This window comes from Stenotrophomonas sp. STEN083 (assembly GCF_056759195.1).
The window spans coordinates 1-26,075 of record NZ_JBRRCU010000022.1 but is presented as its reverse complement, the minus strand read 5'-3'; the positions used below and the strand labels follow the sequence as shown (position 1 = coordinate 26,075).

At 59.9% G+C, this 26,075-nt stretch carries 28 protein-coding genes; 8 read left to right on the top strand and 20 right to left on the bottom strand.

Annotated elements, in window-relative coordinates:
* Window positions 1-10 precede the first annotated feature (10 nt).
* Window positions 11-739 carry an alpha/beta fold hydrolase gene (locus ACVOK8_RS08935; RefSeq protein ID WP_481566494.1) on the top strand — a complete coding sequence of 243 codons (729 nt, stop codon included), beginning with the start codon at window positions 11-13 and terminating at the stop codon, window positions 737-739.
* Window positions 740-766: 27 nt separating this feature from the next.
* On the opposite strand, the gene ACVOK8_RS08930 is transcribed toward ACVOK8_RS08935, so the two are convergent.
* On the bottom strand, window positions 767-1,654 hold the full coding sequence (locus ACVOK8_RS08930) for an SDR family oxidoreductase (RefSeq protein WP_481566493.1): 888 nt from the start codon (window positions 1,652-1,654) through the stop codon (window positions 767-769).
* Between the two features lie 118 nt (window positions 1,655-1,772).
* On the opposite strand from ACVOK8_RS08930, the gene ACVOK8_RS08925 reads away from it, so the two are divergent.
* A complete protein-coding gene (locus tag ACVOK8_RS08925; protein ID WP_481566492.1) occupies window positions 1,773-2,690 on the top strand; it encodes a LysR family transcriptional regulator in 918 nt (305 codons plus the stop codon).
* Between the two features lie 79 nt (window positions 2,691-2,769).
* Here ACVOK8_RS08925 and dkgB read toward each other — a convergent pair whose 3' ends face one another.
* Window positions 2,770-3,570, bottom strand: a complete 801-nt coding sequence (gene dkgB, locus ACVOK8_RS08920) for a 2,5-didehydrogluconate reductase DkgB (protein ID WP_481566491.1) — start codon at window positions 3,568-3,570, stop codon at window positions 2,770-2,772.
* A gap of 81 nt (window positions 3,571-3,651) precedes the next feature.
* On the bottom strand, window positions 3,652-4,866 hold the full coding sequence (locus ACVOK8_RS08915; RefSeq protein ID WP_481566490.1) for an MFS transporter: 1,215 nt from the start codon (window positions 4,864-4,866) through the stop codon (window positions 3,652-3,654).
* 121 nt (window positions 4,867-4,987) lie between these two features.
* Between ACVOK8_RS08915 and ACVOK8_RS08910 the strand changes: the two genes are divergently transcribed.
* Window positions 4,988-5,893 carry a LysR substrate-binding domain-containing protein gene (locus tag ACVOK8_RS08910; RefSeq protein ID WP_481566489.1) on the top strand — a complete coding sequence of 302 codons (906 nt, stop codon included), beginning with the start codon at window positions 4,988-4,990 and terminating at the stop codon, window positions 5,891-5,893.
* 263 nt (window positions 5,894-6,156) lie between these two features.
* Here ACVOK8_RS08910 and ACVOK8_RS08905 read toward each other — a convergent pair whose 3' ends face one another.
* Complete coding sequence (locus ACVOK8_RS08905; RefSeq protein ID WP_481537133.1) at window positions 6,157-6,444, bottom strand: hypothetical protein; 288 nt, start codon at window positions 6,442-6,444, stop codon at window positions 6,157-6,159.
* Between the two features lie 79 nt (window positions 6,445-6,523).
* Window positions 6,524-7,480: an aldo/keto reductase gene (locus ACVOK8_RS08900; RefSeq protein ID WP_481566488.1), complete on the bottom strand. Its 957-nt coding sequence runs from the start codon at window positions 7,478-7,480 to the stop codon at window positions 6,524-6,526.
* 180 nt (window positions 7,481-7,660) lie between these two features.
* On the opposite strand from ACVOK8_RS08900, the gene ACVOK8_RS08895 reads away from it, so the two are divergent.
* Entirely contained in the window at window positions 7,661-8,518 is an 858-nt protein-coding gene (locus tag ACVOK8_RS08895; RefSeq protein ID WP_481566487.1) for a class I SAM-dependent methyltransferase, read from the top strand.
* Window positions 8,519-8,668: 150 nt separating this feature from the next.
* Entirely contained in the window at window positions 8,669-9,208 is a 540-nt protein-coding gene (locus ACVOK8_RS08890) for a pseudouridine synthase (protein WP_481566486.1), read from the top strand.
* A 284-nt stretch (window positions 9,209-9,492) separates the two neighbouring features.
* On the opposite strand, the gene ACVOK8_RS08885 is transcribed toward ACVOK8_RS08890, so the two are convergent.
* From ACVOK8_RS08885 to ACVOK8_RS08820, 14 genes are all read right to left on the bottom strand, one after another.
* Window positions 9,493-9,843 carry a hypothetical protein gene (locus ACVOK8_RS08885; protein ID WP_481566485.1) on the bottom strand — a complete coding sequence of 117 codons (351 nt, stop codon included), beginning with the start codon at window positions 9,841-9,843 and terminating at the stop codon, window positions 9,493-9,495.
* Between the two features lie 444 nt (window positions 9,844-10,287).
* Entirely contained in the window at window positions 10,288-10,668 is a 381-nt protein-coding gene (locus tag ACVOK8_RS08880) for a VOC family protein (RefSeq protein WP_481566484.1), read from the bottom strand.
* 1,171 nt (window positions 10,669-11,839) lie between these two features.
* Window positions 11,840-12,337 carry a hypothetical protein gene (locus tag ACVOK8_RS08875; protein WP_481566483.1) on the bottom strand — a complete coding sequence of 166 codons (498 nt, stop codon included), beginning with the start codon at window positions 12,335-12,337 and terminating at the stop codon, window positions 11,840-11,842.
* 52 nt (window positions 12,338-12,389) lie between these two features.
* Window positions 12,390-12,599 (bottom strand): hypothetical protein, encoded by a 210-nt coding sequence (locus ACVOK8_RS08870; RefSeq protein WP_481566482.1) that lies wholly within the window; start codon window positions 12,597-12,599, stop codon window positions 12,390-12,392.
* A 57-nt stretch (window positions 12,600-12,656) separates the two neighbouring features.
* Complete coding sequence (locus ACVOK8_RS08865) at window positions 12,657-13,124, bottom strand: hypothetical protein (protein WP_481566481.1); 468 nt, start codon at window positions 13,122-13,124, stop codon at window positions 12,657-12,659.
* 66 nt (window positions 13,125-13,190) lie between these two features.
* Window positions 13,191-13,694, bottom strand: coding sequence for a YfbM family protein (locus ACVOK8_RS08860; RefSeq protein ID WP_481566480.1), 504 nt, complete (start codon window positions 13,692-13,694; stop codon window positions 13,191-13,193).
* Window positions 13,695-14,544: 850 nt separating this feature from the next.
* The gene (locus tag ACVOK8_RS08855) at window positions 14,545-14,994 is read right to left on the bottom strand and encodes a ribonuclease E inhibitor RraB (RefSeq protein WP_481566479.1); all 450 of its coding nucleotides are present in this window, start codon (window positions 14,992-14,994) and stop codon (window positions 14,545-14,547) included.
* A gap of 297 nt (window positions 14,995-15,291) precedes the next feature.
* Complete coding sequence (locus ACVOK8_RS08850; RefSeq protein WP_481537143.1) at window positions 15,292-15,444, bottom strand: hypothetical protein; 153 nt, start codon at window positions 15,442-15,444, stop codon at window positions 15,292-15,294.
* A gap of 376 nt (window positions 15,445-15,820) precedes the next feature.
* Complete coding sequence (locus tag ACVOK8_RS08845; RefSeq protein ID WP_481566478.1) at window positions 15,821-16,306, bottom strand: hypothetical protein; 486 nt, start codon at window positions 16,304-16,306, stop codon at window positions 15,821-15,823.
* 80 nt (window positions 16,307-16,386) lie between these two features.
* Window positions 16,387-16,890, bottom strand: a complete 504-nt coding sequence (locus ACVOK8_RS08840) for a hypothetical protein (RefSeq protein WP_481566477.1) — start codon at window positions 16,888-16,890, stop codon at window positions 16,387-16,389.
* A 447-nt stretch (window positions 16,891-17,337) separates the two neighbouring features.
* Window positions 17,338-18,174 (bottom strand): IS3 family transposase, encoded by an 837-nt coding sequence (locus ACVOK8_RS08835; protein WP_481566515.1) that lies wholly within the window; start codon window positions 18,172-18,174, stop codon window positions 17,338-17,340.
* Window positions 18,144-18,500, bottom strand: coding sequence for a transposase (locus tag ACVOK8_RS08830; protein WP_481566476.1), 357 nt, complete (start codon window positions 18,498-18,500; stop codon window positions 18,144-18,146). Before ACVOK8_RS08830 ends, ACVOK8_RS08835 begins: the two co-directional genes overlap by 31 nt.
* A gap of 73 nt (window positions 18,501-18,573) precedes the next feature.
* Window positions 18,574-19,005 (bottom strand): SseB family protein, encoded by a 432-nt coding sequence (locus ACVOK8_RS08825; protein WP_481566475.1) that lies wholly within the window; start codon window positions 19,003-19,005, stop codon window positions 18,574-18,576.
* Between the two features lie 408 nt (window positions 19,006-19,413).
* On the bottom strand, window positions 19,414-19,731 hold the full coding sequence (locus ACVOK8_RS08820; protein WP_481566474.1) for a DUF440 family protein: 318 nt from the start codon (window positions 19,729-19,731) through the stop codon (window positions 19,414-19,416).
* A gap of 959 nt (window positions 19,732-20,690) precedes the next feature.
* On the opposite strand from ACVOK8_RS08820, the gene ACVOK8_RS08815 reads away from it, so the two are divergent.
* Window positions 20,691-21,716, top strand: coding sequence for an integron integrase (locus ACVOK8_RS08815; protein ID WP_481566473.1), 1,026 nt, complete (start codon window positions 20,691-20,693; stop codon window positions 21,714-21,716).
* 9 nt (window positions 21,717-21,725) lie between these two features.
* Here the strand turns inward: ACVOK8_RS08815 and ilvD are convergent, their stop codons facing one another.
* Entirely contained in the window at window positions 21,726-23,564 is a 1,839-nt protein-coding gene (ilvD, locus tag ACVOK8_RS08810; RefSeq protein WP_481566472.1) for a dihydroxy-acid dehydratase, read from the bottom strand.
* A 585-nt stretch (window positions 23,565-24,149) separates the two neighbouring features.
* Between ilvD and ACVOK8_RS08805 the strand changes: the two genes are divergently transcribed.
* Together ACVOK8_RS08805 and ACVOK8_RS08800 are read left to right on the top strand one after the other, a co-directional pair.
* Window positions 24,150-24,713 carry a DUF1190 domain-containing protein gene (locus ACVOK8_RS08805; protein ID WP_481537859.1) on the top strand — a complete coding sequence of 188 codons (564 nt, stop codon included), beginning with the start codon at window positions 24,150-24,152 and terminating at the stop codon, window positions 24,711-24,713.
* 4 nt (window positions 24,714-24,717) lie between these two features.
* Window positions 24,718-25,905: a glutathionylspermidine synthase family protein gene (locus ACVOK8_RS08800; protein ID WP_481566514.1), complete on the top strand. Its 1,188-nt coding sequence runs from the start codon at window positions 24,718-24,720 to the stop codon at window positions 25,903-25,905.
* Window positions 25,906-26,075: the final 170 nt, after the last annotated feature.

Below are 26,075 nucleotides of genomic sequence, written 5' to 3'. Positions count from 1 at the left end.
CAATAGCGCCATGCAAACGAACCAGAACCCAGCAGCCAGAATCCCGCTGCTACTGCTGCCCGGCCTGCTCAACGACGCCACACTCTGGCAGGCCCAGCTCGAAGCGCTCACCGACATCGCCGACTGCGAGGTCGGCGATCTCACCCAGCAAACCAACATGCGTGCCGTCGCCGAAGATGTACTTGCCAAGGCACCCGCACAGTTCGCCCTGGCCGGCTTCTCCCTCGGTGGCTACGTCGCCCAGGAAATCCTCCGTATCGCACCGCAGCGGGTACTCAAGCTGGCCCTGCTGGATACCTCGTTCAAACCCGATTCGCCCGAGCGCGCCGCTCAACGCGTGGCCCAGCAGAACAGCGTGCGTCTGCCCGGCACCTTCCATGGTTTCGGCGACAAGCTGATGCGCAGCTACATCGACGCCTCGCGCCTGGATGACCATGCGCTGGTGGATACCGTACGCAGCATGACTGCACGTCTCGGCGCTGAAGTATTCCTGCGCCAGAGCCAGCTGCAACGCAGCGATGGCAGCGAGGTCCTGCGCGATTGGCAGGGCCCGGCCTTGATTGTCTGCGGTCGCAACGATGCGATCACGCCGCTGCCCGTAAGCGAGCAGATGGCCGCGCTGATGCCGCAATCAGCGCTGGTGGTGATCGAGGACTGCGGCCATCTCGCGCCCTTGGAAAAGCCTGCGGAAGTGAACGCAGCGATGCGTGCGTGGTTGCTGCAGGGTATCGACGACTAATCCCAGCAAGCGCCTGAGCCCCGCAGTTCAGTACGCAAACGCAGCACGGTGTTTGCGTATGAACTCCGTCCAGCGCACCGGCTCGCGGCCGGTGATGGCCGGGAAGTTGTCGAAGGTGGCTTCGATGCCAGGCACCCGCCGCTCGGCGACCCGCTGGAAGTTGTCGCGCACGCAGTTCATGTAGGCCATCTCGGCACCGGCCGCGCGCATGTCCTCCAGGAACACATCCGGGCTCAGCGCCTCGTAGCGGAATGGCTGGCCAAGCAGATCCGTCATCAGCGCGGCAACCTCACCATAGGACATGGCGTCGTAGCCCAGGCGATAGGTCTGCCCGGCATGCCGCTGCGGCCACGCCAGCGCCTGTGCGGCTACCGCAGCGACGTCATCGCCGTCGACCCAGCTGAAGCGCGCATCGCCGGTGTACTGGCGGATGACGCCGTCGACTATCGCGCGGGTGCCGTCGTAGCTCAGCAGGTTCTGCATGAAGGCCTCCGGCCGGAGATGGGTGAACGAGAAACCGTGCCACTCGATGTAGCGCTCCACCAGCTGATGCCAGGCCCAATGCCCGATGCTGGCGTCATCGCCACCGCAGGCACCCAGGTGCACCACATGCTGTACGCCGGCGTGCTTTGCAGCATCGAGGAAGACCTTGCTCTGGCGCAGCATGTCTACGCTGTAACCGGTGACCAGGAATACCCGATCAATGCCTTGCAGCGCGGGCAGCAGCGTGTCGTCACGATCGAAATCGAGCATGACAGTGCGGATTCCCTGCGCCTGCAAGGCGGCGGCCTTGGCTGACGAGCGCACTGCCGCAACCGGCGTGACCGCATCTTCCAGCAACAGGTTTTTCAAGGTTTCGGCGCCGATCTGGCCAGTGGCACCGGTGACGAGGACGGTGGGGCGTTGTTGGCTCATTGCTGCCTTGGAGGGTTGATGGAAGAGGGCGCCCAGCCTATCGTGGACGCACGTTCCGTTACGCGATGCTTTTTACCAACATTGCGGAACTTGATTCTTCAATAGCGAAGCCCGCCGCATGCACCCCTCTGAACGCCTGAAAGGCCTCGACGTCTTCGTCTGTGTTGCCGACGCAGGCAGCTTCACCGCGGCAGCTGAGCGGTTGCACCTCACCGCTTCGGCGGTCGGCAAGTCGATTGCGCGATTGGAAGAACGATTGGGTCGCACGTTGTTCCATCGCACCACGCGGCGCATGTCACTTACCGACGCGGGCATCGCCTTCTACCGGACCTGCACCGAGGTGTTGGCGAACCTTGAGGAAGCCGAGGTGTTGCTGCGGGCTGAGGATGATGAGCCAAGTGGACGAGTGCGAATTGATCTGCCGGCCGCATTCGGCCGCTTGCAGGTCTTGCCGATCATCCTGGGTTTTGCCCAGGCCTATCCGCTAACTCGGCCGCAGGTGTCGTTCTCGGACCGCTTTATCGATCCGGTCGAGGATGGCGTCGACATCATCGTGCGCATCGGCGGTCCTGATGCGTGGTCGTCGTTGGTCGAGCATCGACTGCTGGGCCATGAGCAGCACGTGTTCTGTGCGTCTCCTGCCTATCTGGCGGCACATGGTGTGCCGAAAGCGCGCGAGGACCTGCTGACGCATCGCTGCATCGCCTACGGACGCGCCGATGGCTCGGTCAGTCCGTGGCGCTTCGCAGCTGCGGTGCCCGGCGAGGTGGAGCAGCAGATGATGCCGTCACCGCTGGTGGTGGGTGATGGCGAAGGGCAAGTCACCGCGGCGCTGGTCGGTAGCGGCATCGTGCAGCTGCCGACCTGGCTGGTACGCAGCCATCTTGAGGATGGCGCGCTGGTGGAAGTGCTGCCGCATCTGGCCAGCCAAGGCCTGCCACTCAGCTTGGCCTGGATGAAGCGCCGACGCGAGCTGCCAACGGTCAGCCTGTTATTGGAAACCTTGGCGCAAGAGTTGGCGTCGCGTATTCGCTAACAACGCCACAATCGCAGCGTCTCGAAGCATGGCGGGCAGGTATAGCCGGCCCGCCATGGCTTTACTCAGGAGCCGCGTTTCAATCCCATGCCGGCGCGATACCTGGATTGGCTACACGCTCGCCGCGATCCAGTTCCGCGATCCGTGCCATGTCTTCAGCATCCAGATGCAGCTGCGCCGCCTGCAGGTTGCCGGCAAGGTTCTCGCGCTTGGTCGATGACGGAATCACCGCATAGCCCTGCTGCAGCGCCCACGCCAAGGCGACCTGTGCAGTGCTTGCCTGGTGCTTGTCGGCAATGGCCTGGATCACCGGGTCCTTCAGCACCGCGCCATAGGCCAGGCTCATGAACGCGGTGACATGGATGCCCTGCTCACGCAGATAGGCGATCAAGGCACGGTTCTGCAGATAGGGATGAACTTCGATCTGGTTGGTGGCAAAGGCATCGGCACCGAGGATGGCGATGGCCTGACGGGTCAGGTCGATGGTGAAGTTGGAAACACCAATCGCCTTGGTCAAACCCAGCGCCTTGGCTTCGCGCAGCGCACCCAGGAACTCGGCCATCGGCACTTCGTCCTTTGGCGAGGGCCAGTGGATCAGGGTCAGGTCGACGTGATCGGTGCGCAGCTTGCGCAGGCTCTCGCGCAGGCTGGCAAGCAGATCATCGTGATGGAAGTTGCTGATCCAGATCTTGGTGGTCAGGAACAGCTGCTCGCGCGGCACCATGCCGCTGGCGATTGCCGCACCCAGATCGGCTTCATTCTCGTAGATCTGCGCGGTGTCGAAAGCACGGTAGCCAAGGTCCAGTGCGTTGTGCACGGAGTCCGTCAGGACCTGATCCTTGAGGCGATAGGTGCCAAGGCCAATAGCAGGAATAGTCATTCAAATCTCCAGAAATTCGCGCATACAGGCTACGCTGTGCAGCGCGAACGAAAAGGTAAGAGGGAGTAACAGCGTGTTCAGTCAGTGCACGCTCACGGCAATGCCGTTGGCGCGCACATCCAATCCGTCGCGGCGATCCAGGCGGCCGCTCAGTACAGTCAGTGCCAGCGCACCCAGCACCACCAACGCACCAATCCACGGCGTGTGCATCAGGCCGATGTGATCGACCACCAGGCCGCCGAGCGATGCACCGAGCGCGATGCCGATGTTGAAGGCGGCGATGTTCAGGCCGGAGGCGACATCGGTTGCCTGCGGCACGAAGCGCTGTGCCTGCTTGACTACATACACCTGCAGGCCCGGCACATTGCCGAAGGCCACCGCGCCCAACGCCAGCACCGTCAGCAGCACCAACCAGTGGTTGTAAGCGGTGAAGGTGAGCACCAGCAGCACCAGCGCCAGCAAACCGAAGATCAGCGTCAGTGCAGGAATTGGACCGCGACGGTCAGCCAGTCGCCCGCCCCACAGATTGCCGATCGCCACCGACACGCCGTAGACCAGCAGCACCGCGCTCACCGCATTGGCCGAGAAGCCGCTGACGTCCTGCAGGATCGAGGCGAGGAAGGTGAAGGACAGGAAGGTGCCGCCATAGCCCAGTGCAGTCATTGCATAGACCAGCAACAGCCGAGGCTGCGCCAGCACCGCGAACTGCTGGCCGAACGTGGCCGGCGTGCTGCGCGGCAGGTCGCGTGGCACGAACAGCAGGCTACCGAGCAGGGCGATCACGCCCAACGCAGCCACCGCGAGGAAGGTTGCACGCCAGCCCAGGTGCTGGCCGATGAAGGTGCCCAGCGGCACGCCGGTCACCAGCGCCACCGTCAGCCCGGTGAACATGATCGCGATCGCGCTGGCGGCCTTGTCCTTGGGCACCACCGAGGTGGCGATGATTGAGCCGATCGAGAAGAACACGCCGTGTGCCAAGCCGGTCAACACCCGCGCCACGATCAACGAGCCATAGCCCGGTGCCATCCACGCGATCAGGTTGCCGACGGTGAACAGCAGCATCAGCGCCACCAGCAAGGCCTTGCGCGGCACCCGTCCGGTCAGAGCGGTGAGCACCGGTGCACCTACCGCAACGCCAAGCGCATACAGGGAAACCAGCAGGCCAGCCGAGGGCAGGCTGACATGCAGGTCGGCGGCAATGGTCGGGATCAACCCGACGATGACGAACTCGGTGGTGCCGATGGCGAACGCACCCAGCGTCAGCGCCAGCAAGGCAAGGGGAATACCGCGTGACATGGGCGAATCCTTGGAAAGGGCTGCGCAGTCTGACGGTGGAACTCTTGCTGAAAAATGCGGTTTCCCACCAATAACTATTGATTTAAAATCAACAATATTCCATCCCCACCTGGCCGCACCGATGAAAACCACCCTGGATGAGATGCAGGCCTTCATCGCGGTGATCGACACCGGTTCGATCACCGCTGCGGCCGAGCAGCTGGGCCAGACCACCTCGGGTGTCAGCCGGGCGCTGGGACGACTTGAAGAGAAGCTCGGCACCACGCTGTTGACCCGCACCACCCGCCGCCTGCAGCTCACCGACGAAGGCGAAACGTTTCTCGCACAGGCGCGTGCCATCGTCGCCTCGGTGGACGAGGCCGAAGAACTGATCGCAGCGCGCCGGGGCACACCTTCGGGGCGATTGCGTGTGGATGCGGCGATGCCGTTCATGCTGCACGTGATCGCACCGCTGGTGGCTGGCTACCGCGCGCGCTACCCGCAGGTGGCGTTGGAGCTCAACAGCAGCGAGCGCTACATCGACCTGCTGGAACGGCGCACCGACGTTGCAATCCGCATTGGCCCGCTGGCCGACTCCACCCTGCATGCACGACCCCTGGGCCACAGCCGCCTGCGTGTGCTGGCCAGCCCGGTTTACCTGCAGCAGCACGGCACACCGAAGGACGTGGCGCAGCTGCAGACGCACACCTTGCTGGGCTTCAACGAACCGGATTCGCTGAATCATTGGCCATTGCAGGGTGACGACGGCGAGCGCCTGCACGTGCGACCCGCATTGGCGGTATCCAGCGGCGAGATCCTGCACCGGTTGGCTATGGAGGGCGTCGGCATCGTCTGCCTGTCCGACTTCCTCACCGAAGCCGCGCGTGCGCGTGGCCAGCTGGTGCAGGTGTTGCCGAAGCACACGCTGGACACACGCCAGCCCATCCACGCCGTGTACTACCGCAACACCGCGGTATCCGCGCGTATCAGCTCGTTCCTGGATTACCTGGCCGATGCGATGGCATCACCTGCTGTGGGAGCGGCGTAAACCGCGAAGCTGACATCGTCAAAACCACCAGCATGCGTGTGATCCGATGATGCCGGATGCTGCCGTGCGCGCCGTTTATTGCCGCCGGGAAAGCCCCTGCCGAGCATGGCTCGGCACTACGCTTCTGCTCCCTCCCTTTGGCGAAGCCAAGGGGAGGGCTGGGGAGGGGTAGGCGCTTCAGCTTCCGGCGTTGCAGCAGCTTCGCGACTCATGGCCCGAGGCCACCCAGCGCCGCTCCAACAAAACCAAATCGGTTACCTTGCTCAGTGCTGCTGAGCATGATGCCAAGCATGCCGCACCAACCAACGTGCTTCATCCCAGGAAACCGCCAGCGCCGGGCTATGCCGGTGGTAGCTGTCCTGCAGCACTTTGTAGAGCTGTTCTTCGTTGGCGCGTGGATAGGCCTGGTACACGTCGTAACCCATTTCCAGCAGGCGCTGGTAGTGGTCGAACTCGTGCTGGCCAAGATGGCCGATGGCATGCACGCCGCGCCAGTAAGTCAGTTCGGCGTGGCGATCGATGCTGCGCTGGGCTGTAGGTGCGGTCTGCATGGGTAGGACTCCGTTAGCGGTCTACCCCCTGTCCGGTCGATCCTACGGCGCGGGCAGGGGGGGGCGCAACTCGCCCAATTCAGCTTTCCGCGCTGGCCGCATCCAATTGCGCGACCTGATCCGGGCTCAAGCCAAGTTGCGCCGCTGCCAGCACTTCCTGCAGCTGCTGCACACTGGTGGCACTGACGATGGGCGCGGTGACGCCCGGGCGTGCGATCAACCATGCCAACGCCACCTGAGCCGGCGTCGCCTTGTGGCTGGCAGCCACATCATCCAGCGCCTGCAGAATGCGCAGGCCACGCGGGTTGAGGTAGCGATCAGCCACTTTCGCCCCGCGTGCCGTGCTCTTGCCTACGTCATCGGCGCTGCGGTATTTGCCAGTGAGAAAGCCGCTGGCCAGCGAGTAATAACTGATCACGCCGATGCGGTGATCACGCGCAAGCGGTTCCAGCTCGGCTTCGTATCCGCTGCGGTCGTAGAGGTTGTACTCGGGCTGCAGGGTTTCGTAGCGCGGCAGGTGATAGTCGGCGGATACCTTGAGCGCATCACGCAGGCGCTCAGCGCTGTAGTTGGATGCGCCAATCGCACGCACCTTGCCCGCCTCGATCAGCCGCGCGAACGCGCCCAGGCTTTCTTCCAGCGGCACCGATTCATCGTCTTCGTGCGCCTGGTAAAGATCGATCACTTCGGTCTGCAGGCGACGCAGCGAATCCTCAACCGCTTCGTTGATGTTGTCAGCCGACAGGCCCGGATGCTCCGCCCACTTCGCAACCTTGGTTGCAATCACCACCTTGTCGCGCTTGCCGCTGCGCTGCAGCCAGCGGCCGATGATGGTCTCCGATTCGCCGCCGCGGTTGCCCGGCACCCATGCCGGATAGACATCGGCGGTATCGATCAGGTTGAAGCCGGCATCGACGAATGCATCGAGCAGACTAAAGGATGTTTTCTCATCGGCACTCCAGCCGAAAACGTTGCCACCGAAAGCGATGGGGCTGACATGGAGACCCGAGCGGCCAAGTTCGCGTGACTGGGGCATGCGTTGCTCCTTTGTTGTTCAGTTCAACAGCATAGACGGCATGCGTTCCAATTCCGTGGCAACGTCGTGAATACAGCGTTCCGTGAGCGGTTTCCACGCTAACGGGAAGTAAACAATTGCATGCTGCATTGCACTTGCAGCCGCGTGCTAGGCTCGCCGTTTCAACCGACGGAATTCCGCATGAAGAAGCCCGCCCCGCTGTTGTGTGCCTGTCTGCTGGCGCTTGCCAGCACCCTGTCTGCCGGCACTGCGCTGGCCCATGAAGCCGCTGCCAGCACTGCTGACACACAGGTGTCGCCGCAGCTGCAGGCAGCCATTGCCGGCAGCTGGCGCACACCGGCCAATGTGCTGCGCGACGAATACCGTCACCCAGCGCAGACCCTGGCCTTCTTCGGCCTGCAACCGACGCAGACGGTCATCGAAATTACACCCGGCGGCGGCTGGTATTCCGAGATTCTTGCACCCTATCTGCGCGATGGCGGCAAGTATGTTGCCGCTGTGGTTGATCCGGCTGCATTGCCGGCCGGCGGCGGCCGCGATTACCAGCAGCGCTCGCGCGATGGCCTGAGCAAGAAGTTCGCCGCGTCCCCGGCCCAGTTCGACCGCGCCACCGAGGTCGCCTACGACCCGGCGGCCCCGGTGCTGGGCGCACCGGGCTCGGCGGATGTGGTGCTGACCTTCCGCAATGTCCACAACTGGCGTTCCTCTGGCCAGGCCGAGGGCATGTTCAAGGCCTTCTTTGACGTGCTCAAGCCAGGCGGCACCCTCGGTGTGGTCGAGCACCGTGCCAAGGCTGATGTGCCGGCCGATGACGGCAGCGGCTATGTTGGTCAGGCGCAGATAATCACCATGGCCGAAGCCGCAGGCTTCAAGCTGGCTGGCAGCAGCGAGGTCAATGCCAACCCGCGCGATACCAAGGACTACCCCAAGGGTGTATGGACGCTGCCGCCGTCCAACAGCCATGACGCCGCAGATGCTGCCAAGTACAAGGCCATCGGCGAAAGCGACCGCATGACGCTGCGCTTCGTGAAGCAGTAACCGCGCAGGGAATAGGGCTTGGAGAGGGGAGGGTGAGACAATGTGCGGCCACGCTGTTGGCCGCACGGAACTCAAACCGGCGCGCGCCGGAAGATCGTCGCGCGCAGCCAGCAATGCATCTTCAACCTACTTCCCGAATACCCGTATTACATGCTTATCGCCTTCAATAAACCGTTCAACGTGCTGTGCCAGTTCACGGACCGCAGCCAACCGCCGCGTGCGACCCTGGCCGGTTTCGGTCTGCCGCCGAACGTGTATGCGGCGGGTCGCCTGGACTACGACAGCGAAGGCCTGCTGCTGCTTACCGATGATGGCAACCTCGCCCATCGCCTGACTGACCCACGCCACAAGCAGCCAAAAACGTATTGGGTGCAGGTTGAAGGCGTGCCAACCGAAGAGAAGCTGCAGGCGCTGCGTGATGGCGTGCAGCTCAACGATGGCCCAACCCTGCCTGCGCGCGTTGAGCTGCTGGCTGCAGCCCCCAGCCTATGGGAGCGGAACCCGCCCGTACGGTTCCGCAAGACCGTGCCGGACAGCTGGCTGGCAATCACCCTGCGCGAAGGTCGCAACCGCCAAGTCCGGCGCATGACCGCTGCGGTAGGCTTGCCGACGCTGCGGCTGGTGCGGGCGGTGATGGGGCCGTATTCCCTGGGTGAACTCCAGCCGGGGCAGTGGCGCCAAGTAGATTGAGTTGCGGTGACCAGCGTTGTCGCGGAGCAGTTGGCCGCACCTGGCTGATGATGGAACCGCGATAGGCGACAGGACCCGGTTCGACTGCAGGTTGATCGGTATCGGGTGCGGAGCCACTCCCACGTCCTTGTCGAGAGTGGCACCGCATATACAGCCGGAAGATATGCAGCCGTCCATACAAGGGCATATCATCGACAATCGCGCGAGCCCTTGCACCGCTGTGTTTATCGCTGCACAGCTGCCTGGACGCTTGCGATCATTGCCATGACAGCGACGCGATGCGGCTACCAGATGTCGATCGTGGTCGCGAAGCCTGCCGGGTCATGCGCATGTATCGCGATCTCCGCAGGGATGAAACTTCTGCCTCGGTAGATGGGCTTGGCCGCGTAGCGACTCAGCTTGCCCGCACGTATCAGTGGCAGCACCGTGGTGTTGTCGATTCTGCGCTTCTGTTCCGCAACCCAAATGGGCACAAACACCATGTTGTCCACATTACGATCACCACCAAGCTCTTCCGGGATCAAATGCAGGAAAGCCAGCTCGCGTCGCTGCACCCCAGCTTCGCATTTCTCCCTTGTATCGTAATGCCCGAAGTCTGCGTACCCGGTTTTGCGGGAGCGGCGCCCGTCGTACATGACACTCTCCTATAGCCTTTTCAACCGAAGCGAGTGCATTGATCAAAGCCACGCAAAAGAGCTGCAGCGATAAATAGCGCTGCGTTGCGCCGCGGCGAAAGCCGTAATCAATGTCGCTGTCTTTCGAGCGGAGAGGATACGAGAGTTTTGTCATATCGCCTTGTTACAACTGGGCATGAGTTGGCGTAGACGCGGCATGTAAGCGTGTATTGATTGATGGGCGGCGCAAAAAAAGCACGACGCTTCAGTTGCCCATCCGGTTTGAACAGCGGAGCGACGGGTTGTGTATCGCAACCCGTTCTGGCCCTAAGCGGGTTGCAATACACGCGTAGAAAATTCCGGAAACTTTCGTGGCAGCGGGCAACCAGCAGAGAAAGATCCAGGCGTCAGTGAATCGTGAGCGTCATATCAACCGTGCATGCAAGCAATAGACGATGCTGTTGCCTACTGCCCGGCAGGCGGTTCCCACAGCTCGACCTTGTTGCCTTCGGGGTCCATCACCCAGCCGAACTTGCCTTGTTCGGAGCTTTGCAGCTCGCCGACGACATTGCAGCCTTCGCTGCGCAGTGCCGCCAGCAGTGCATCCAAGTCATCCACGCGGAAGTTGATCATGAAGGACGCAGTGGAAGGCGTCATATAACTGGTGTCTGCAGCAAACGGACTCCAGATCGTCGCACCCGCTTGGCTATCCGTGCCGCCCCATTGAAACACCACACCTCCCCAGTCGCTGACATCCAGGCCGAGGTGCTCGCGATACCAGTTGGAAAGTGCTTTTGGATCATTCGATTTGAAGAAGATGCCGCCAATGCCGGTTACGCGTTTCATGGTGGTTCTCCAAAGGTGATCCAGGTGGCGATGGCTGGCGCCAAGGGGCAGCCATCGTGGTTTCGGCTCGATGGGGGACGCCCTGCGGCTATTCAATCAAAGCAACATCTACGCCCATGTGAATACCGCTTCAGTCGGTAGCGCGCTCTGGTTGCAGGTTGCCCTGCAGATCATCCTGCCTGTCCAGCAAGCTGACACCGTCCGGATCCCGATGATTCAACGAGATGATCTCTCCGGCCCCATCCAGTCCTGCGATCGCCTCGCCGTCCTCCGATCCTTGCCAGCAACGCTCAACTTAAGCGTACAACCGCGGAAGTTACGCAATGACGAACACTGCCAACCTCTCCCGATTGGCGACGTACTGCGCGGCGCCCTACTCCGGAAACATAGAGGCATCAACCTGGGCAGGTTCACGGAACGTGTTGGATCTGAAGACATGGAGCTCCACCTTGCAGCGAAACAGACGGATCGGCGTGCCGGCTGGAGAGTGTGTCAGATGCGGATACGTAGCAAAAGATTGGCCGAAGGCCTGCGTTGCGCCCGAATCAGGGCCTGATGTGCGATGACGGCACAGTTTGTGAACGAGGTTTCCGCAACCCTGTCTTTCGATAAGAAGGACGGTTTGAATAAAGTTTGGCAGGTGCAGTATCGATCATGGGCATTGGCAGGGAGTGGGCTCACGCCACAGTGGCTCGACCGTGCAGCGGCCGAACAATCTGGAGCGCTTTATCAGAACCGCCGTTCCGGAAAGTGCTGACGGTGCAGATGCTGGAGTACAGGAGTCGCTGCCGCCACCCGTGCAGCAGGTGTGGTAGTACACGGCTCCACCTTGCACTGTGTATGAAGGACGAAACCTGTCTTCGATCACCTTGGGTGGAAGAAGGATGTCCGCTGCAAGCAGGATGGTGAAGTACAAGGTAAACCCGCCTATGACCGCATGTGAGTTCTTCATTCCAATGGGAGCAAGCTGCTCAATGCGTCAACCAGAGGGAGTTGAAAAGCAAGCACAGGACGGTCTCGTGGAGGACGCCCCAGTCTTGCTGCGCTGTGTGTGCTTAGAATGAAGTGGGCGCGAAGAGGCATGGGGATTCGACAGTAGCGCGAAGACTTCGCCGAAAGGCCAGCCGGCTATTGGTCAATGACGCACATGGCTTGCATGAGCTACGCAAGCCTATCCGTTGTAGGCAAGCACGATCAGGCGCAGCTCTGGTATGACGATGAGTACCTTTTCTGGCCCATGAGTGTAAAAGGATCCCTTGGTACGCGACGCCCTCTCGATTTGTTCTTTCAGTTGCGTATCAAGCCCAGCGCATTCCAGGCCAGGCGACAGCAAGGTCTGATCGTCATCGATGAGGGCAGCATCCGGTGTGGGGCGCCACGCATCAAACGTGTGATAAGGGTCGGCCGATTTGCGTGAGTGGCTGGTTGCGGGAAAGAACTCCAGCCCGCGCTGTGCGATGCCTTGGGTGGTTTCCCGGTCGAGCCGGTAAACCGCGGCTCCACAGCCCTCTCGGAAGCCTGATACGCCGCCGCGAGCAAGCGGATAGCTGATGCCAATCTCCGTTGGGATGATCCGCAGGTAGAACGACTCGGTCCAACACTTTCCGGCGAGCAATAGCGCCAGTCCACCAATAATGGCTGTTTGTACTTTTCCTGAAGAAACAGACATGAGTGCCATCCTGAGCTACGCCCCGCCGCGAGAAGCGCCCGCCATGTATGAACTATTGGTACCAATGCCACGCGCTGAAAAAGTGCGGGCCAACTGGCTCCTGGTATGCACCTGCATACTTCAGGAAACCTTGAGCCGTTGAAACCGTTATGGGTTGGCAGGAGCGTGGCGCAACAGCAAGGCTATGGGCGGATGGGTTCGGTATTTCGGCCGGGATGCCGAGAGATGCAGCCAGAATCAGGGCTGCGATGAACTGTTTCATGGCCGCCAATTCCTGGCTCAACTCGCAGTACGGAGCGGGTCTGGTTGGAATGAACCATCAGCACACCCTGTCATGCGAAGGGTGCCAGCGCCCGTCAATTTGATCGCACATGCTGTGGTGCAGGGAGCAAAGGAAGATGGGATATCCCCATTCCTCAGCGGTCAACTCAACCGGTTTGCGAACAACCTGGGATTCGCGGTTCCAGATTGCCCAAGTGCGGTCTCTACCGTAACTTGGGCTGTCCTGGCGGAATAGGTCCACCCCATCGAACGCATCCGTTGGAACCCGCGCCGCAATGCGGGCCAAAGATCCGGATCGGTTGCAGGCGATGAAGTCGGTAATGCGATGGAACCCTTGCGGATTCCTGGTGAGCAATTCATCTGCCGGAACAAGGGACTCGCTTGTGAAGTAAAAGGCATGAACCAGTTGCCCACCGCCCATGATCTGACGCGAGAGCACCAGACAGTAGTAGTAGCGGTCGCGTTCCTTGATCGCCAGAAGATCACCTGGACGGATGCGTATCATTGGCACCAACTCCTTAGCTGGGACGCGCCGCGTAGTGGCGAAAGCTTGAATGAATTGTTGGACATCTTACTGATCGGCGGTGAACAGCACATGCCGCTCCTCGGAAGCTGCGACTTGGTAGAGGGTGCAAACTTCCTGGAACCATTCCCACGTGTACCGGAAGTCTTCATCTGTCAGATCGAAGCCGTACTCTCCCGGGTTGATGGCGTCATATCGCTCTCTGAATTGCTCCTGCGTGAGCCCCGCTATCGCCAAAGCCACGTCCCTGACCTGCTCCGGAGTCTTTAGGCTGATGATGTAGTCATTCTCGCTGTACAAAGACTGGCCGCCGAGGACTAGATGATTGAGAGGGTATTGGCCTCCGTCATAGCTGAGAAGTCCATCCGAAAGGGCGCGGTGCATCGCATCCCATGCCTTGTCGCATTGAGCGATGTAACGGCCGGGCTCTGCGAAATAGCGTTCCTCGATATCCTCCCGGATGAGCATGAGTCGCTCCTTGTCGTTCTGCTTGGATAGCAGCAAGGCGACATCGTCACCGGAGAGTGCAAAGTGCACGCCAAGACAAGCCATGAGGTCTCCTCGGGAGGCCTGAGTGAGATTTGAACAACCGGCTCGATCACCTTGATTCTCTGTTCGAGTCGGAACGTGCACTACAGATCACGACAACGGCGACAGCTGGATGCGTAGCATCGCTTTCAGTCGATACGGCTGCCGACCCAGGTCGCTGCCATTTTTTTCGTAGTGTGGCGCAACCAACGCCGTCCACGGCACAGTCTGCACCGCCTCGGACAGGACGACTCGCGTCGTATACGCATGCGTCGGTCTTGTTGCTCGGCACTCCCAGAAGTCAGTTGCATGGATAGCTCAGGCTCTCAAATCGTGGCCAGTGGTCCGACAAGCTGCAGGGGAGGGCGGAGATGCCTTTAGTCGACCCGCGGGGCAGCCCCGGTCCGAACGAATCATTGGTACTACGCCAAGTGCTTGGCGAGGATCGCACTTAGCGCGAGCGCTGCTCCTACGATTGATACGGAGCGAAAGTGCTTGTGCCATCCGTACGCCATTAAGCCGAACCCTGTCGCTCCCAAAAGGTTGCGAAGGTTTTGTCCATAGAACAGAAAATCGATAAGGTTGATTGCAGCAAACAACAAGAACAGTACAAGGAAGACTCTATTGCTGGTCGCCATGCCGAAAAGATCCTTTTCAATTCCAACTCTTTAAGCAAGCCGCGCCGGGACGCGGGGTCGGCCTGAGTGAACTGTCAGCCCCTTGCATGCTGCTCTAGCTCAGCAAGCAACTGAAGAGTAGTGCCAAAGAACGGGTAGTACAGTTGAGTCAAGCCCGGCTGATTCGTTGTCGCGGCGATGGCTGAACATCGCTTCTGTTTCCACAGCCATGGAGTGGCCTCGGCTTGAACGAATTGTCAGGTGGTTGCCAGAACAACATCCATGCCGTCGTAAGTGTCAACGCCGAATCTGTCGGCGAGAGCATAGAGTTCTTGATTTCTTTGGTGCAGCGAAAGAACCGTGTGCGGCTCAATTTTTTCCATATGCAGGAAGTTGTACTCTTCCTCGCCTTCGTCAAACTCAGGGACTAACATGTCAACAAAACGGTAGCCTTGTTGATCTAGCTCAGCGGCGAGTGTGCGCAGCTTGTCGGCCGAGCTGTCAGTAAAGAAGTAGCCCCAGAGCATTGGGCCATCGATGTTCCAGTCCGTTGATTCCTGGATGTTCGAGAACATTGCTTCCAGGCTTGCGATATCAATCATGCAAACACCTGACTCCATAAATGCGCCGAACCGCGTATCGGGTTCGGCTCGAATGAACTGTTGAACGCTCCTTTCAACGAGCGTCTTCTGGGCGAGGTGACCCATCGCGTGCAATTCCCTCGCCGCATGTCGGGCAGTGCCAGCCTCCCAACATTGCTTCACGCACATTGGATGGCCTTCGGAACCTTGGTAAAGGCGCTTTGCACTTTGGACATGACTTGCTGGGAAGTAAGAGTGCCAGAACAAGTACCGCCACTCCGCCAGCGGTGCCTCCAATCAGTACAGCTGTCAACAACGTACCCATAAGAATCCTGTTGGCGCCAACTCCGGAATCAAGCCGAACCGCGAAGCGAGTTCAGCTTGAATGAACTTTCGAGCTGTCGCAATGACAGCAACAACACCTTACTTTGGTGCTGGATGCGCTGCATCGAGCAGCGCGTTCTGCTCCACAGCGGCGTCATAGATCTCAAACAGCGATGCTCTTGCAGACCAGATGCCCATGCAAACCAAAAGCAAGGCCATTGGCAACAATTTGTAAATTCGTTCTGCAATCATTGGAATTACGTCCTTTGTAAAAATCCAGTGGAGCTTCCTGATTCTAGCGCTAAGTTGACCCGCGAAGCAGCGACGCCTTGAGCGAAAGGTTAGGCCCTGGCCCCTGTGACGCAGATCCAAGCATCTTGCTTGGATATTGTCAGAGTGCCGTTGCCACGCTGAAATTTCCACCATTCACCCGAGCAAGAGCTTCTATCTCTCCTGCACAGTATGTAGTCACCTTCGGGCGCGATAAGTCACTGCTCGATTGGATAAGCCATCTTGCCCGCAGGGAAGTTGGGGCTTGAATCTGCACGCGTTGAAATGCATCACTTGCACCCAACTCCGGAATCAAGCCGATCCGCGAAGCGGGTTCGGCTTGAATGAATTGTTAGATTTATTGCGCGGGCTTTGCAGATAGCTCAGCGTACGCTCGCTTGCCCACCGACTCAGAAAGGTGGTTAAGTCCCATGATGGTATTGGCAGAGGTATCGGACACAGTGTGTTCTTGGCCGAGGTAGCGAATACGAAGGCCAAGCCTGTCTTTTCCTGCCATGAATCCGAACATGACCCGCACACCGGGAGGTCGCTGTCGGATGTCAGTAATTGCAACCTCGGCAGCATCTGTTTCCGATACCGCAAACGAATTTTTCCTGGCTTCTGCGGCGTAAGCTTGCTCGATTAGCGGTGGCACTTTGTCGTTGTGCTCACAGTCGCCGCAATCCCAGACGATGTTGAGCTTTGGGACTGTTGGCAATGCCTGTGCGGGCTCAGGCAGTGCCGCCGAGGTAGCGGCCGTGGGCTCAGGCGCTACCTGAGCAAAAACAGGCTGTATGGCGACAAAGGCAAGCAGAAAAGTCACGCACAAGATATCTTTTTTCACGCGATCCCCCTTTTGGTTGGACAGAAATATAACTCTGGAATTAAACCGACCCGCGAAGCGAGCTCGGCTTGAATGACTTGTTAACCCTTGCGCCAAAGGGCCGCGTCTACACCGACGATCAAGGTAACGACGATGGAGGCAACTAGATAGCAAACGAAGTGATCACGGAACCTTAGCTTGAGATTGCGGCTAGCTGATACAAGAAGGGCAAACAAGCCCGCCACAACAATCAAGGGGATTGTCCAAGTGCCAAATCCAATTAGTTGGCTAACCCTCGCCTCGTCATTTGGGTTGTAAAAGCTCATTCCCGCTGCCAAGAGGCGCATGAAGAAAGCCATATAGAGGAGCGCAAAACCGAGCTGTGATTGGCGATTTTTGACAAGCCAGAATCCCACAATTCCTTGAGCAATGGTAATGACAGGGCCTGCAGCAGAAACCATGGCTTGATCTAGCGCGCTCATGGGATTCTTGGACCACACATGATTGGGGGTGGCAACCATGTCATGCCCAATGGCAACACCCGTTAGCCAATGAGCAAACTCATGCACGAGAAATGTACCAATTCCAACAAAAAAGAGGTTCATGTAAAACTTGAGGGGCAACGCTGATCTCTGGAGGCTCACCAATTTCTCCTGTAAGGCCAAACTCTGGAATTTAGCCGCCGCTGCGAAGCTGGTTCGGCTTGAATGAACTGTTAGGCGCGAAAACCCCGTTGGTTATGAACTCAAAGTCCCGAGATTGCATCTCGAAGCGCCTCCCATAGATCCTTAAGCTTCTTTCGGCTTCCCATGAAGAAAAGGACTCGTATCAGTTGTATCAGGACGGCGGCTAGAAGGACAAGGAATCCAATCAGTCCAATCGCATCCCTAAATAGGATTCCTGCGATAGCGAGGACGACTAGTGCTAGCAAAACGGCTAGGTCGGACTTCCGCATTTCTCTTTGAGTAGCTGTGGCCATCGCGCCTAACTCCGGAATTAAACCGACCCGCGAAGCGGCTGGGACTTCCTTCGAAAAAGTGGACACCTGTTGGTCAATGGCAGGTGTGCTCGAATTCCACGGGTGTTTTATACCCCAGTGCCGAGTGTAGGCGCTGGTTATTGTAGAAATCCACATAGCTGCGGATGGCTGCCAGTAGGGACCGGTCGGTTTCAAATGTGCGTTGGTGATAGAAGTCGGCCTTCATGGACTTATTCCAAGATTCCATATGTGCATTGTCGGTCATGCGCCGAGGTCGATTGGCGGACTGCAGCAGGTCAGCGTGCTGCAATTGCCGTCTGAACTCGCTGCCCAGGAACTCGATGCCGCGATCGCTGTGAAAGATGGCTCCTGGCTTGGGTCGGCGGGTGCGCAGGGCAGAAGCCAGTGCGCGCTTGGTCAGCGCCAAGGTACGGTCCTTTCCAAGCGACCAGCCGAGCAAACGTCTGGAGCAGCGGTCCATCACTGTGGCCAAGTAGCGCCATTGGCCCGCGACCTTCAAATAGGTGACATCGCCGACCCACACTCGGTCTGGCTTTGTGTTGTCTACCAGATGGGCATGGCTCCCTATGCTGGCCAGGAATCGCTTGAGCCCGGGGCGTTGCTTGTACACGCTTGCCGAACGCGCAGATATGCCTTCCAGACGCATCAATCGCTCAACGCGGCGACGCCCGATGATCTCACCAGTTCGCTTCAGTGCAGCGTGTACACGTGGGCTGCCATAGGTGTATCGGCTTTGTGCATGCACGTTACGGATGCGCTCGATAAGAAGGCCGTCCTCAAGCACGCGTGCGCTTGGTGGCCGACGCAGCCAGGCATAGAAGCCGGCCGTGCTGACGTCGAACAGCTGACACATCGCTTTCACCGGACAGGCTTCTTTATGATGGGCGATGAAGGAGAAGATATCGCTTTTTGTTTTGAAGTGAATGCGATGGCTTTTTTTAAAATGTCATGCTCAAGCTGCAGGCGTTCGTACCTGCGCTTCACCTCGCGCAACTCCTTGAGCTCGGCACTGATGGCTTGGTCCAATTCGACACCCTTGGTCACGATGATTCCTTCGCGGGCAAGCTTTCGCCAACGAGACAACATGAAAGGATGGATGTAAAGGGATTGGGCAACATCGGCCACCGAAACGCCCGGGAGCTCGCTCAAGCGTACGGCGGTTGCCTTGAAATGATCGGTATAGCGGTAGGTACTTCTGGGGCCAGGGCGGGGCATTGGGATACTCCTGATCGTTAGGTCAGGGTGTCCACTAAAGCGAAGGAACTACCGCTTCGGCTTGAATGAATTGTTAGGTTGCAACCGCTGACGCTTGCAACCGAGTTTTTAGATTTGCTACAGCCTCAGGTGTCAGTTCAAGTCCGACCGTGTGGCCGGGGTTGATGACAATGCCGACGCCACTAGCAATGCCACGAAGTAGCCACTGGAATTGTGTGGCCATGCCGAACTCGAACTGGGGAAGTTGCTTGTGCCAAGAAGTGGAGCGCTCAGGAGCCGTGAACATGGCAAAAACCGGAGAGCCAGCGGCATTTGACAGAACCAAAGGAGAAGCTGAGTTGTCCCACACGCCACTCGGCCCAGGATCTTTGTCTAGAAGCACGACAACTTGGGCAGCCAGCAATCCATCCAGAAACTCAGAGGCGGGGATGCGGCCCAATTGCGTTTGTAGTAGCTGGGTCTCAAGGTCGTTCGCCGGCACAAAGCTTTGCTGGGCCTCCATCATTCTCTCCATTGCAACCTAACTCTGGAATTAAGCCGCGCCGCGAAGCGGCGTCGGCTTGAATGAACTGTTAGGCGGCTGTGGCCACTTGCTGCTCCCGGGGCCAATGCTGCCTTGCTTGTGCCACCTAACGCGAACCGATCATGCCACAGCTCGCGGGATGGAGCTTGCCCGGGAAGCCTTGCCGAGCGCTGCCGCCGAAGTGCGATGAAATGATTGCGGCAGGACAGAGAAGGGTAAGACGAAGTGGCGGGCCTACCGGCGCCAGGAACAGTTGGAGCTGTTACCCGGAGACGACCGGTGACTTGCCGATGTTGCTGCCGAAAGAAGAAGGGCCAGCCAACCCAACACACCGCCGCCTAACGCCTGAATTAAGCCGAGCCGCGAAGCGGCTTCGGCTTGAATGAATTGTTAGGTGCCAGCCCGGCCGCCAGGAGGCAACCAGCGGTCACCGGGCTCCCAAACGATATGGCAGAAGTCCTTGGACATATCGCGGCATATCAACGCCATAGCAAAGATGTTGGGTGCTTGGCCCGAGTCAATGGCCACCCCGACGTTAACTTGATAGTACATGTCCGCTGCGGGAGTAAAATTCACGAATTGCTCCCACTCTGATGATGGGTAATTGCCTGCAACGTACAGATACCGGCCCACCTCCGCTTTCATCTCAGCGTAGCGCTGAGGAGAGAGGTGCTCCTCGGCTTGGTTGTAAATCATCTCCTCGGCCATGAAGGTGGCCGTGTTGATTCCGTGCCTCTTAGGCCTGCTAGTCATCTGTACCTGGCACCTAACTCTGGAATTAAGCCGACTCGCGAAGCGAGTTCGGCTTGAATGAACTGTTAGGCGGCTGTGGCCACTGACGGAACCCTGGACCAATGCTGCCTTGCTTGTGCAACCCAGCGCGAACCGATCATGCCACAGCTCGCGGGATGGAGCTTGCCCGGGAAACCTTGCCGAGCGTTGCCGCCGAAGTGCGATGAATTGATTGCGGCAGGACAGTGAAGCGTAAGGCGAAGTGGCGAGCCTACCGGCGCCAGGAACAGTTGGAGTTGTTACCCGGAGCCGACCGGTGACTTGCCGATGTTGCTGCCGAAAGAAGAAGGGCTAGCCAACCAAACCCGCCGCCGCCTAACGCCTGAATTAAGCCGACCCGCGAAGCGGGTTCGGCTTGAATGAACTGTTAGGCGCCACCCTACGATCCGAAGCCGGTAGGAAGCAACCGGACGTCTGCGGACATGCAGACGCCATTACCGCCGGATAGTGGCCGTACACCCAAGATGGTCCCCTGCTGCGTGAGCTCCGCCTGGACTATGACGATAGGCTGCTCAGAGCCATCCTCCAGTAGCTGAACTGCGCAGCATGGAAGGCTAATTGGAGCTGGAGTGGAACCACCCTGCACATAGAAGACGGCAGAGCCGGCCGCAACATCAGCCTCGGTTGCTGGGCGACCGACTATGCACGGTGTGGCATGCCAATCGGTTGCCGAAACGGGACCCCAAAGATCAGTCATAGCTGTAGTGGCGCCTAACTCTTAGTAGACCGCCTAAAAGCGGTGTAAAGCCGAGTATGCCCACTTCCGCTTCGGTTTTAAATCGGAAAATTCTCACAAAGAAACAAAGACTTACGAGATTCTCCAGCCCGCATCGCCATATCAAGCTCCAACTTTATTGCCGCCCGGAAGCCGTCATATGGAATACACCCCTGTCTCAGCAGGCGTAAAAGCAGCTAAGCCCCAACGATTACTGGATCGGGTCAGGGAACATATCCGGGTCCGTCACTACAGCTTGCGAACCGAGCAGGCGTATGTGGGCTGGATACGGCGCTTCATCTTTGCCAACGGCAAACGCCATCCGCAGGAGCTTGGTGTAGTTGAAGTAGGGGACTTTCTGACCCGGCTGGCGACGGTGAGGCTCGTGTCGGCTTCTACCCAGAACCAGGCGTTGTCGGCATTGTTGTTTCTCTATCGCGAGGTGCTGGACATGGAGCTGCCGCGCTTGGATCAGGTGGTGCGCGCCAAGCAACCGCGTCGTCTTCCGGTTGTTCTGTCACCGGACGAGGTTGCGCGTCTGCTGCAAGCCATTCCTGAGGGGCAAACGGGGATGATGGCGCAACTGCTGTACGGCACCGGCATGCGCTTGATGGAGTGCGTTCGGCTTCGCATCAAAGACGTGGATTTCGCACGCAACGAGATATGTGTACGTAGTGGCAAGGGCAACAAGGACCGACGCGTGCCGCTGCCCATCTCGCTCTGTGAGCGCCTGCTGCGGCAACGCGAGCGGGCGCTGCGGATACACCGCAAGGATCTCGATGAAGGAAAGGGGCGGGTACAGTTGCCGTATGCGTTGGCACGCAAGTATCCGAATGCAAACGCAGAACCGGGTTGGCAATACCTGTTCCCCTCTACTCGACTGTCTACTGATCCTCGAACCAGGGCAATCGGGCGGCATCACGTCAGCGAAGAACCATTGCAGCAAGCGGTGAAAATGGCACGGGCCCTTGCAGGCATCACAAAGCCCGCAACCTGCCATTCCTTGCGGCACTCCTTTGCGACGCATCTATTGGAGGCCGGGCATGACATCCGCACTGTGCAGGAACTGCTTGGGCACAAGGATGTCACTACCACCCAGATCTACACGCACGTTCTCGGGCGTGGTGCAGGCGGTCTGCTTAGCCCCTTGGACCGGCTACCGGGAGTGCCGCCACTCCCGGGTTAAAGGCAGTGATCAGCCCTCCAGCAGCGCTTTGTCGCGCACGGCGCCCTTGTCGGCACTGGTAGCGAGCAGGGCATATGCCTTCAACGCTGTGGTGACCTTGCGCGGGCGTGCTTCGGCTGGCTTCCAGCCCTTGGCATCCTGCTCGCGGCGGCGGCGTGCCAGTTCGGCATCATCCACCAGCAGGTTGATGCCACGCTGTGGGATGTCGATCAGGATGCGGTCGCCGTCACGGACCAGGCCGATGGCGCCGCCGCCTGCGGCTTCGGGTGAGCAGTGGCCGATGCTCAATCCGGAGGTGCCGCCGGAGAAGCGGCCATCGGTGAGCAGTGCGCAGGCTTTGCCCATGCCCTTGGACTTGAGGTAACTGGTGGGGTAGAGCATTTCCTGCATGCCCGGGCCACCCTTCGGTCCCTCGTAGCGGATCACCACCACGTCGCCGGCCTGCACTTCGTTGCCGAGGATGCCTTTCACTGCGGCGTCCTGGCTTTCATAGACGCGGGCATTGCCTTCGAACACATGGATGGATTCGTCCACGCCGGCGGTCTTCACCACGCAGCCATCGGCGGCGAGATTGCCGTACAGCACCGCCAAGCCGCCTTCGCTGGAGAACGCATGGGCGACGTCACGAATGCAGCCTTCGGCACGGTCCACATCCAGCGACGGCCATCGCGTGGATTGGCTGAAAGCCACCTGCGTGGGGATACCTGCAGGACCAGCCTTGTAGAACTGATGGACGGCGTGATCCTGGGTCTGGGTGACATCCCATTGCGTGATCGCATCGCCGAGCGTGCGGCTATGCACGGTGGAGGCATCGGTATGCAGCAGGCCACCGCGTGCCAGCTCGCCGAGGATGGCCATGATGCCGCCAGCGCGGTGCACGTCTTCGATGTGGTACTTCTGCGTGTTCGGCGCCACTTTGCACAGCTGTGGCACACGCCGCGACAGGCGATCGATATCGCGCTGGTCGAAGGCCACTTCGGCCTCCTGTGCGGCGGCCAGCAGGTGCAGGATGGTGTTGGTGGAACCGCCCATGGCGATATCCAGCGTCATCGCATTTTCAAACGCTTCGAACGTTGCGATGCCGCGCGGCAGCACATTGGCTTCCTCGCCGCCGTACCAGCGATGGCACAGGTCGACGATCAGCCGTCCGGCGCGCTTGAACAGCGCCTCGCGGTCGCTGTGCGTGGCCACCACCGTGCCGTTGCCTGGCAAGGACAGGCCTAGCGCTTCGGTCAGGCAATTCATCGAGTTGGCGGTGAACATGCCCGAGCAGGAACCACAGGTTGGGCAGGCGCTACGTTCGATCGCGGCCACCTGCTCGTCGCTGACCTTGTCATCGCCAGCAGCAACCATCGCGTCGATCAGGTCGAGTTTGTGGTCGGCAAGCTTGGTCTTGCCTGCTTCCATCGGGCCACCGGAGACGAATACCGCGGGGATGTTCAGCCGTAGCGCGGCCATCAACATGCCAGGGGTGATCTTGTCGCAGTTGGAGATGCACACCAGCGCATCGGCGCAGTGGGCATTGGCCATGTATTCGACCGAGTCGGCGATGATCTCGCGGCTGGGCAGCGAGTACAGCATGCCGTCGTGGCCCATCGCGATGCCGTCATCCACGGCGATGGTGTTGAATTCCTTGGCCACGCCCCCGGCGGCTTCGATCTCGCGCGCCACGAGCTGGCCGAGGTCCTTCAGGTGCACATGGCCGGGCACGAACTGGGTGAAGGAGTTGACCACCGCGACGATGGGCTTGTGGAAGTCGCCATCGGTCATGCCGGTGGCACGCCACAGGGCGCGGGCGCCGGCCATGTTGCGGCCAGCGGTGGAGGTTTTAGAGCGGTATTCGGGCATGGGGGCGAGCTGGAACGGGCTGGCAGAAGTGCAGTGTGATTGATTCTGCATCAAGTTCCCGGTTGCAGCTGCAACCATTGGTTTGCGGTAGTTTGAGGGTGGAATGGGGCGGTTGGTTGGGTGCTTGAATGTTGATTGCTGGGTCAGGTGGCAGAGCCAGAGCCAGGCGAAGCCAAAGCGAAAGGCACCCCTCACCAACCCTCCCCTGCGCTGCGCGCAAGGGAGGGGCTGTCTGCTGCGCGCGTTCAGATCGCAAGCGAGCCACTTTTACCCCCTCCCTTGCGCGCAGCGCAGGGGGTGAAGAAGGCCCGCTTGCGCGCCACTGGCGCGCGGCCTGATGAACGACCGAAGGCTGTGCCTTCGGGCCGGACGGGTTGGGGAGGGGTGCTCTGGATCTTGATTTTCCAACGCACCACCAGCGCCCATGTGCTGAATAGCAACGCATGCGAAAACTACCGAAACCCAGCCACCCCAAGCCTTTCCACGCACCAACTGAAATCCGATTCAGTTTCAGGAGTTTTTCGATTTCCGCCCTGCCGTCTGCATCGGGCATCATTAGGGGATCAAATTGACGGGGAACCGACCATGAAGCGATCCAAGGCCACCGCACTGGTGCTGATGAGCGCCGTGCCGCTGCTGCTGACCGCCTGCCAGAAGGAAGAGGCCGTGCAGACGCAGGAAGGGCTGTACACCTCGGTGGAAGCCTGCAGCGAAGCCACCGGCGATCCGTCCAGCTGCCGCGAGGCGTTTGCCACCGCGCAGAAGCAGTCGGCTGATGCCGCACCCAAGTACGCCAGCAAGGAAGAGTGCGCCAAGGAATACCCGGCCGAGCAGTGCGTGCAGCAGCAGACCAGCGCCGGCACCTCGTTCATCGGCCCGATGATGATGGGCTTCTTCATGTCGCAGATGCTCAACGGCAGCCGTGGCGCTGTCGCCGCACCGCCGGCATCGCAGCCGGCGTTCAAGGACAAGGCCAATGGTTGGGCCAAGCCCGCACCGGGCGGCAGTGGCGGTTTGAACACTGGTAGTGGCATTGGTGCAGGCAAGGCTGGCCTGGCGCCGGTCAATGCCACCCCGAACCGCGCCGTCACCGCCAGCCGTGGTGGTTTTGGTGCGCGTAGCGGCGGCCGCAGCAGCGTCGGCGGTTGATGCAGTGAAGCGCGTTGCAATTGCCGAACGTGGTAACTGGAAGGCCCGTGCTGCGGAGGCGGGCTTTCGCTTCCACACCATCGACGGTGCGCCGTACTGGGATGAAAGCGCGTACTACGCTTTCACCCTGCGCCAGATCGAAAACGATATCGAAGACCCCAGCACCGAGCTGCATGCGATGGCGATGGATATGGTTGGCGAGGTGGTGGGCAGCGAAGCGCTGATGGCGCAGCTGGCCATCCCCGAGGCGTTCCGCGACTGGATCGCCGAAAGCTGGCGCCGGCGTGATCCGCACCTGTACGGTCGCTTGGATTTTGCCTATGACGGCAACGGCCCGGCCAAGCTGTACGAACTGAATTACGACACGCCGACGTCGCTGTACGAGGCATCGTTCTTTCAGTGGCAGTGGTTGGAAGATCAGCGCAACCGCGGTGCGTTGCCGCAGCAGGCCGATCAGTTCAATTCCATCCACGAGACCCTGGTTGAGCGTTTTGCCGAGTTGACCTCGCGCCTGCCGCCGCCGCTGTATTTCAGCGCGGTGGGTGAGTCGGAGGAAGATCAGGGCACGGTGGCCTACCTGCGCGATTGCGCGGCGCAGGCCGGCTTGCACGCGGCGGCGATTGCCATCGAGGACATCGGTTTGTCGGCTGATGGCCGCTTCACCGATCTGGATGACGTGGTAATCGGCAGCCTGTTCAAGCTGTACCCGTTGGAAGACCTGATGCGCGAAGAGTTCGGCGCGGCGTTGCCGCGTTCGGGCGTGCAGTTGCTGGAGCCGGCGTGGAAGGCGGTGTTGAGCAACAAGGGCATCCTGCCGTTGTTGTGGGAGCGCCATCGCGGCCACCCGAATCTGCTGGAGTCCTACTTCGACGATGGCAGTGCCTTGCCGGCCGGTTGGGTACGCAAGCCATTGCATTCGCGCGAAGGTGCCAATGTGGCCATGCACATGAGCGACGGCAGCTGGCAGGAGAGCGAAGGGCCGTACAACGGGCCGAGCATCCGCCAGGCGTTCCATGCCTTGCCGGTGTTTGACGGCAATTACCCGTTGGTTGGCAGTTGGGTGGTGGGTGACCGCGCCTGTGGCGTTGGCATCCGCGAAGATAATAGCCGCATCACCCGCGACAGCGCCCGTTTCCTGCCGCACGCCATCATTGATGATGCACCGCAGGGCACGACCCGGATCTATCTGTAAGCAGTTGTGTTTTTGTAGGAGCGGCGTAAGCCGCGAAGCTGGTGATATCTGAAACATCACTGTAGAGCCGAGATCCTATGTTCGCGGTCAAGCCTGCTGGAAGCAGGCTTGACCTACTCTCAGCATGGTCGGATCGAAATCCCGGCCGCTCTTGAGAACACCCCACGCGA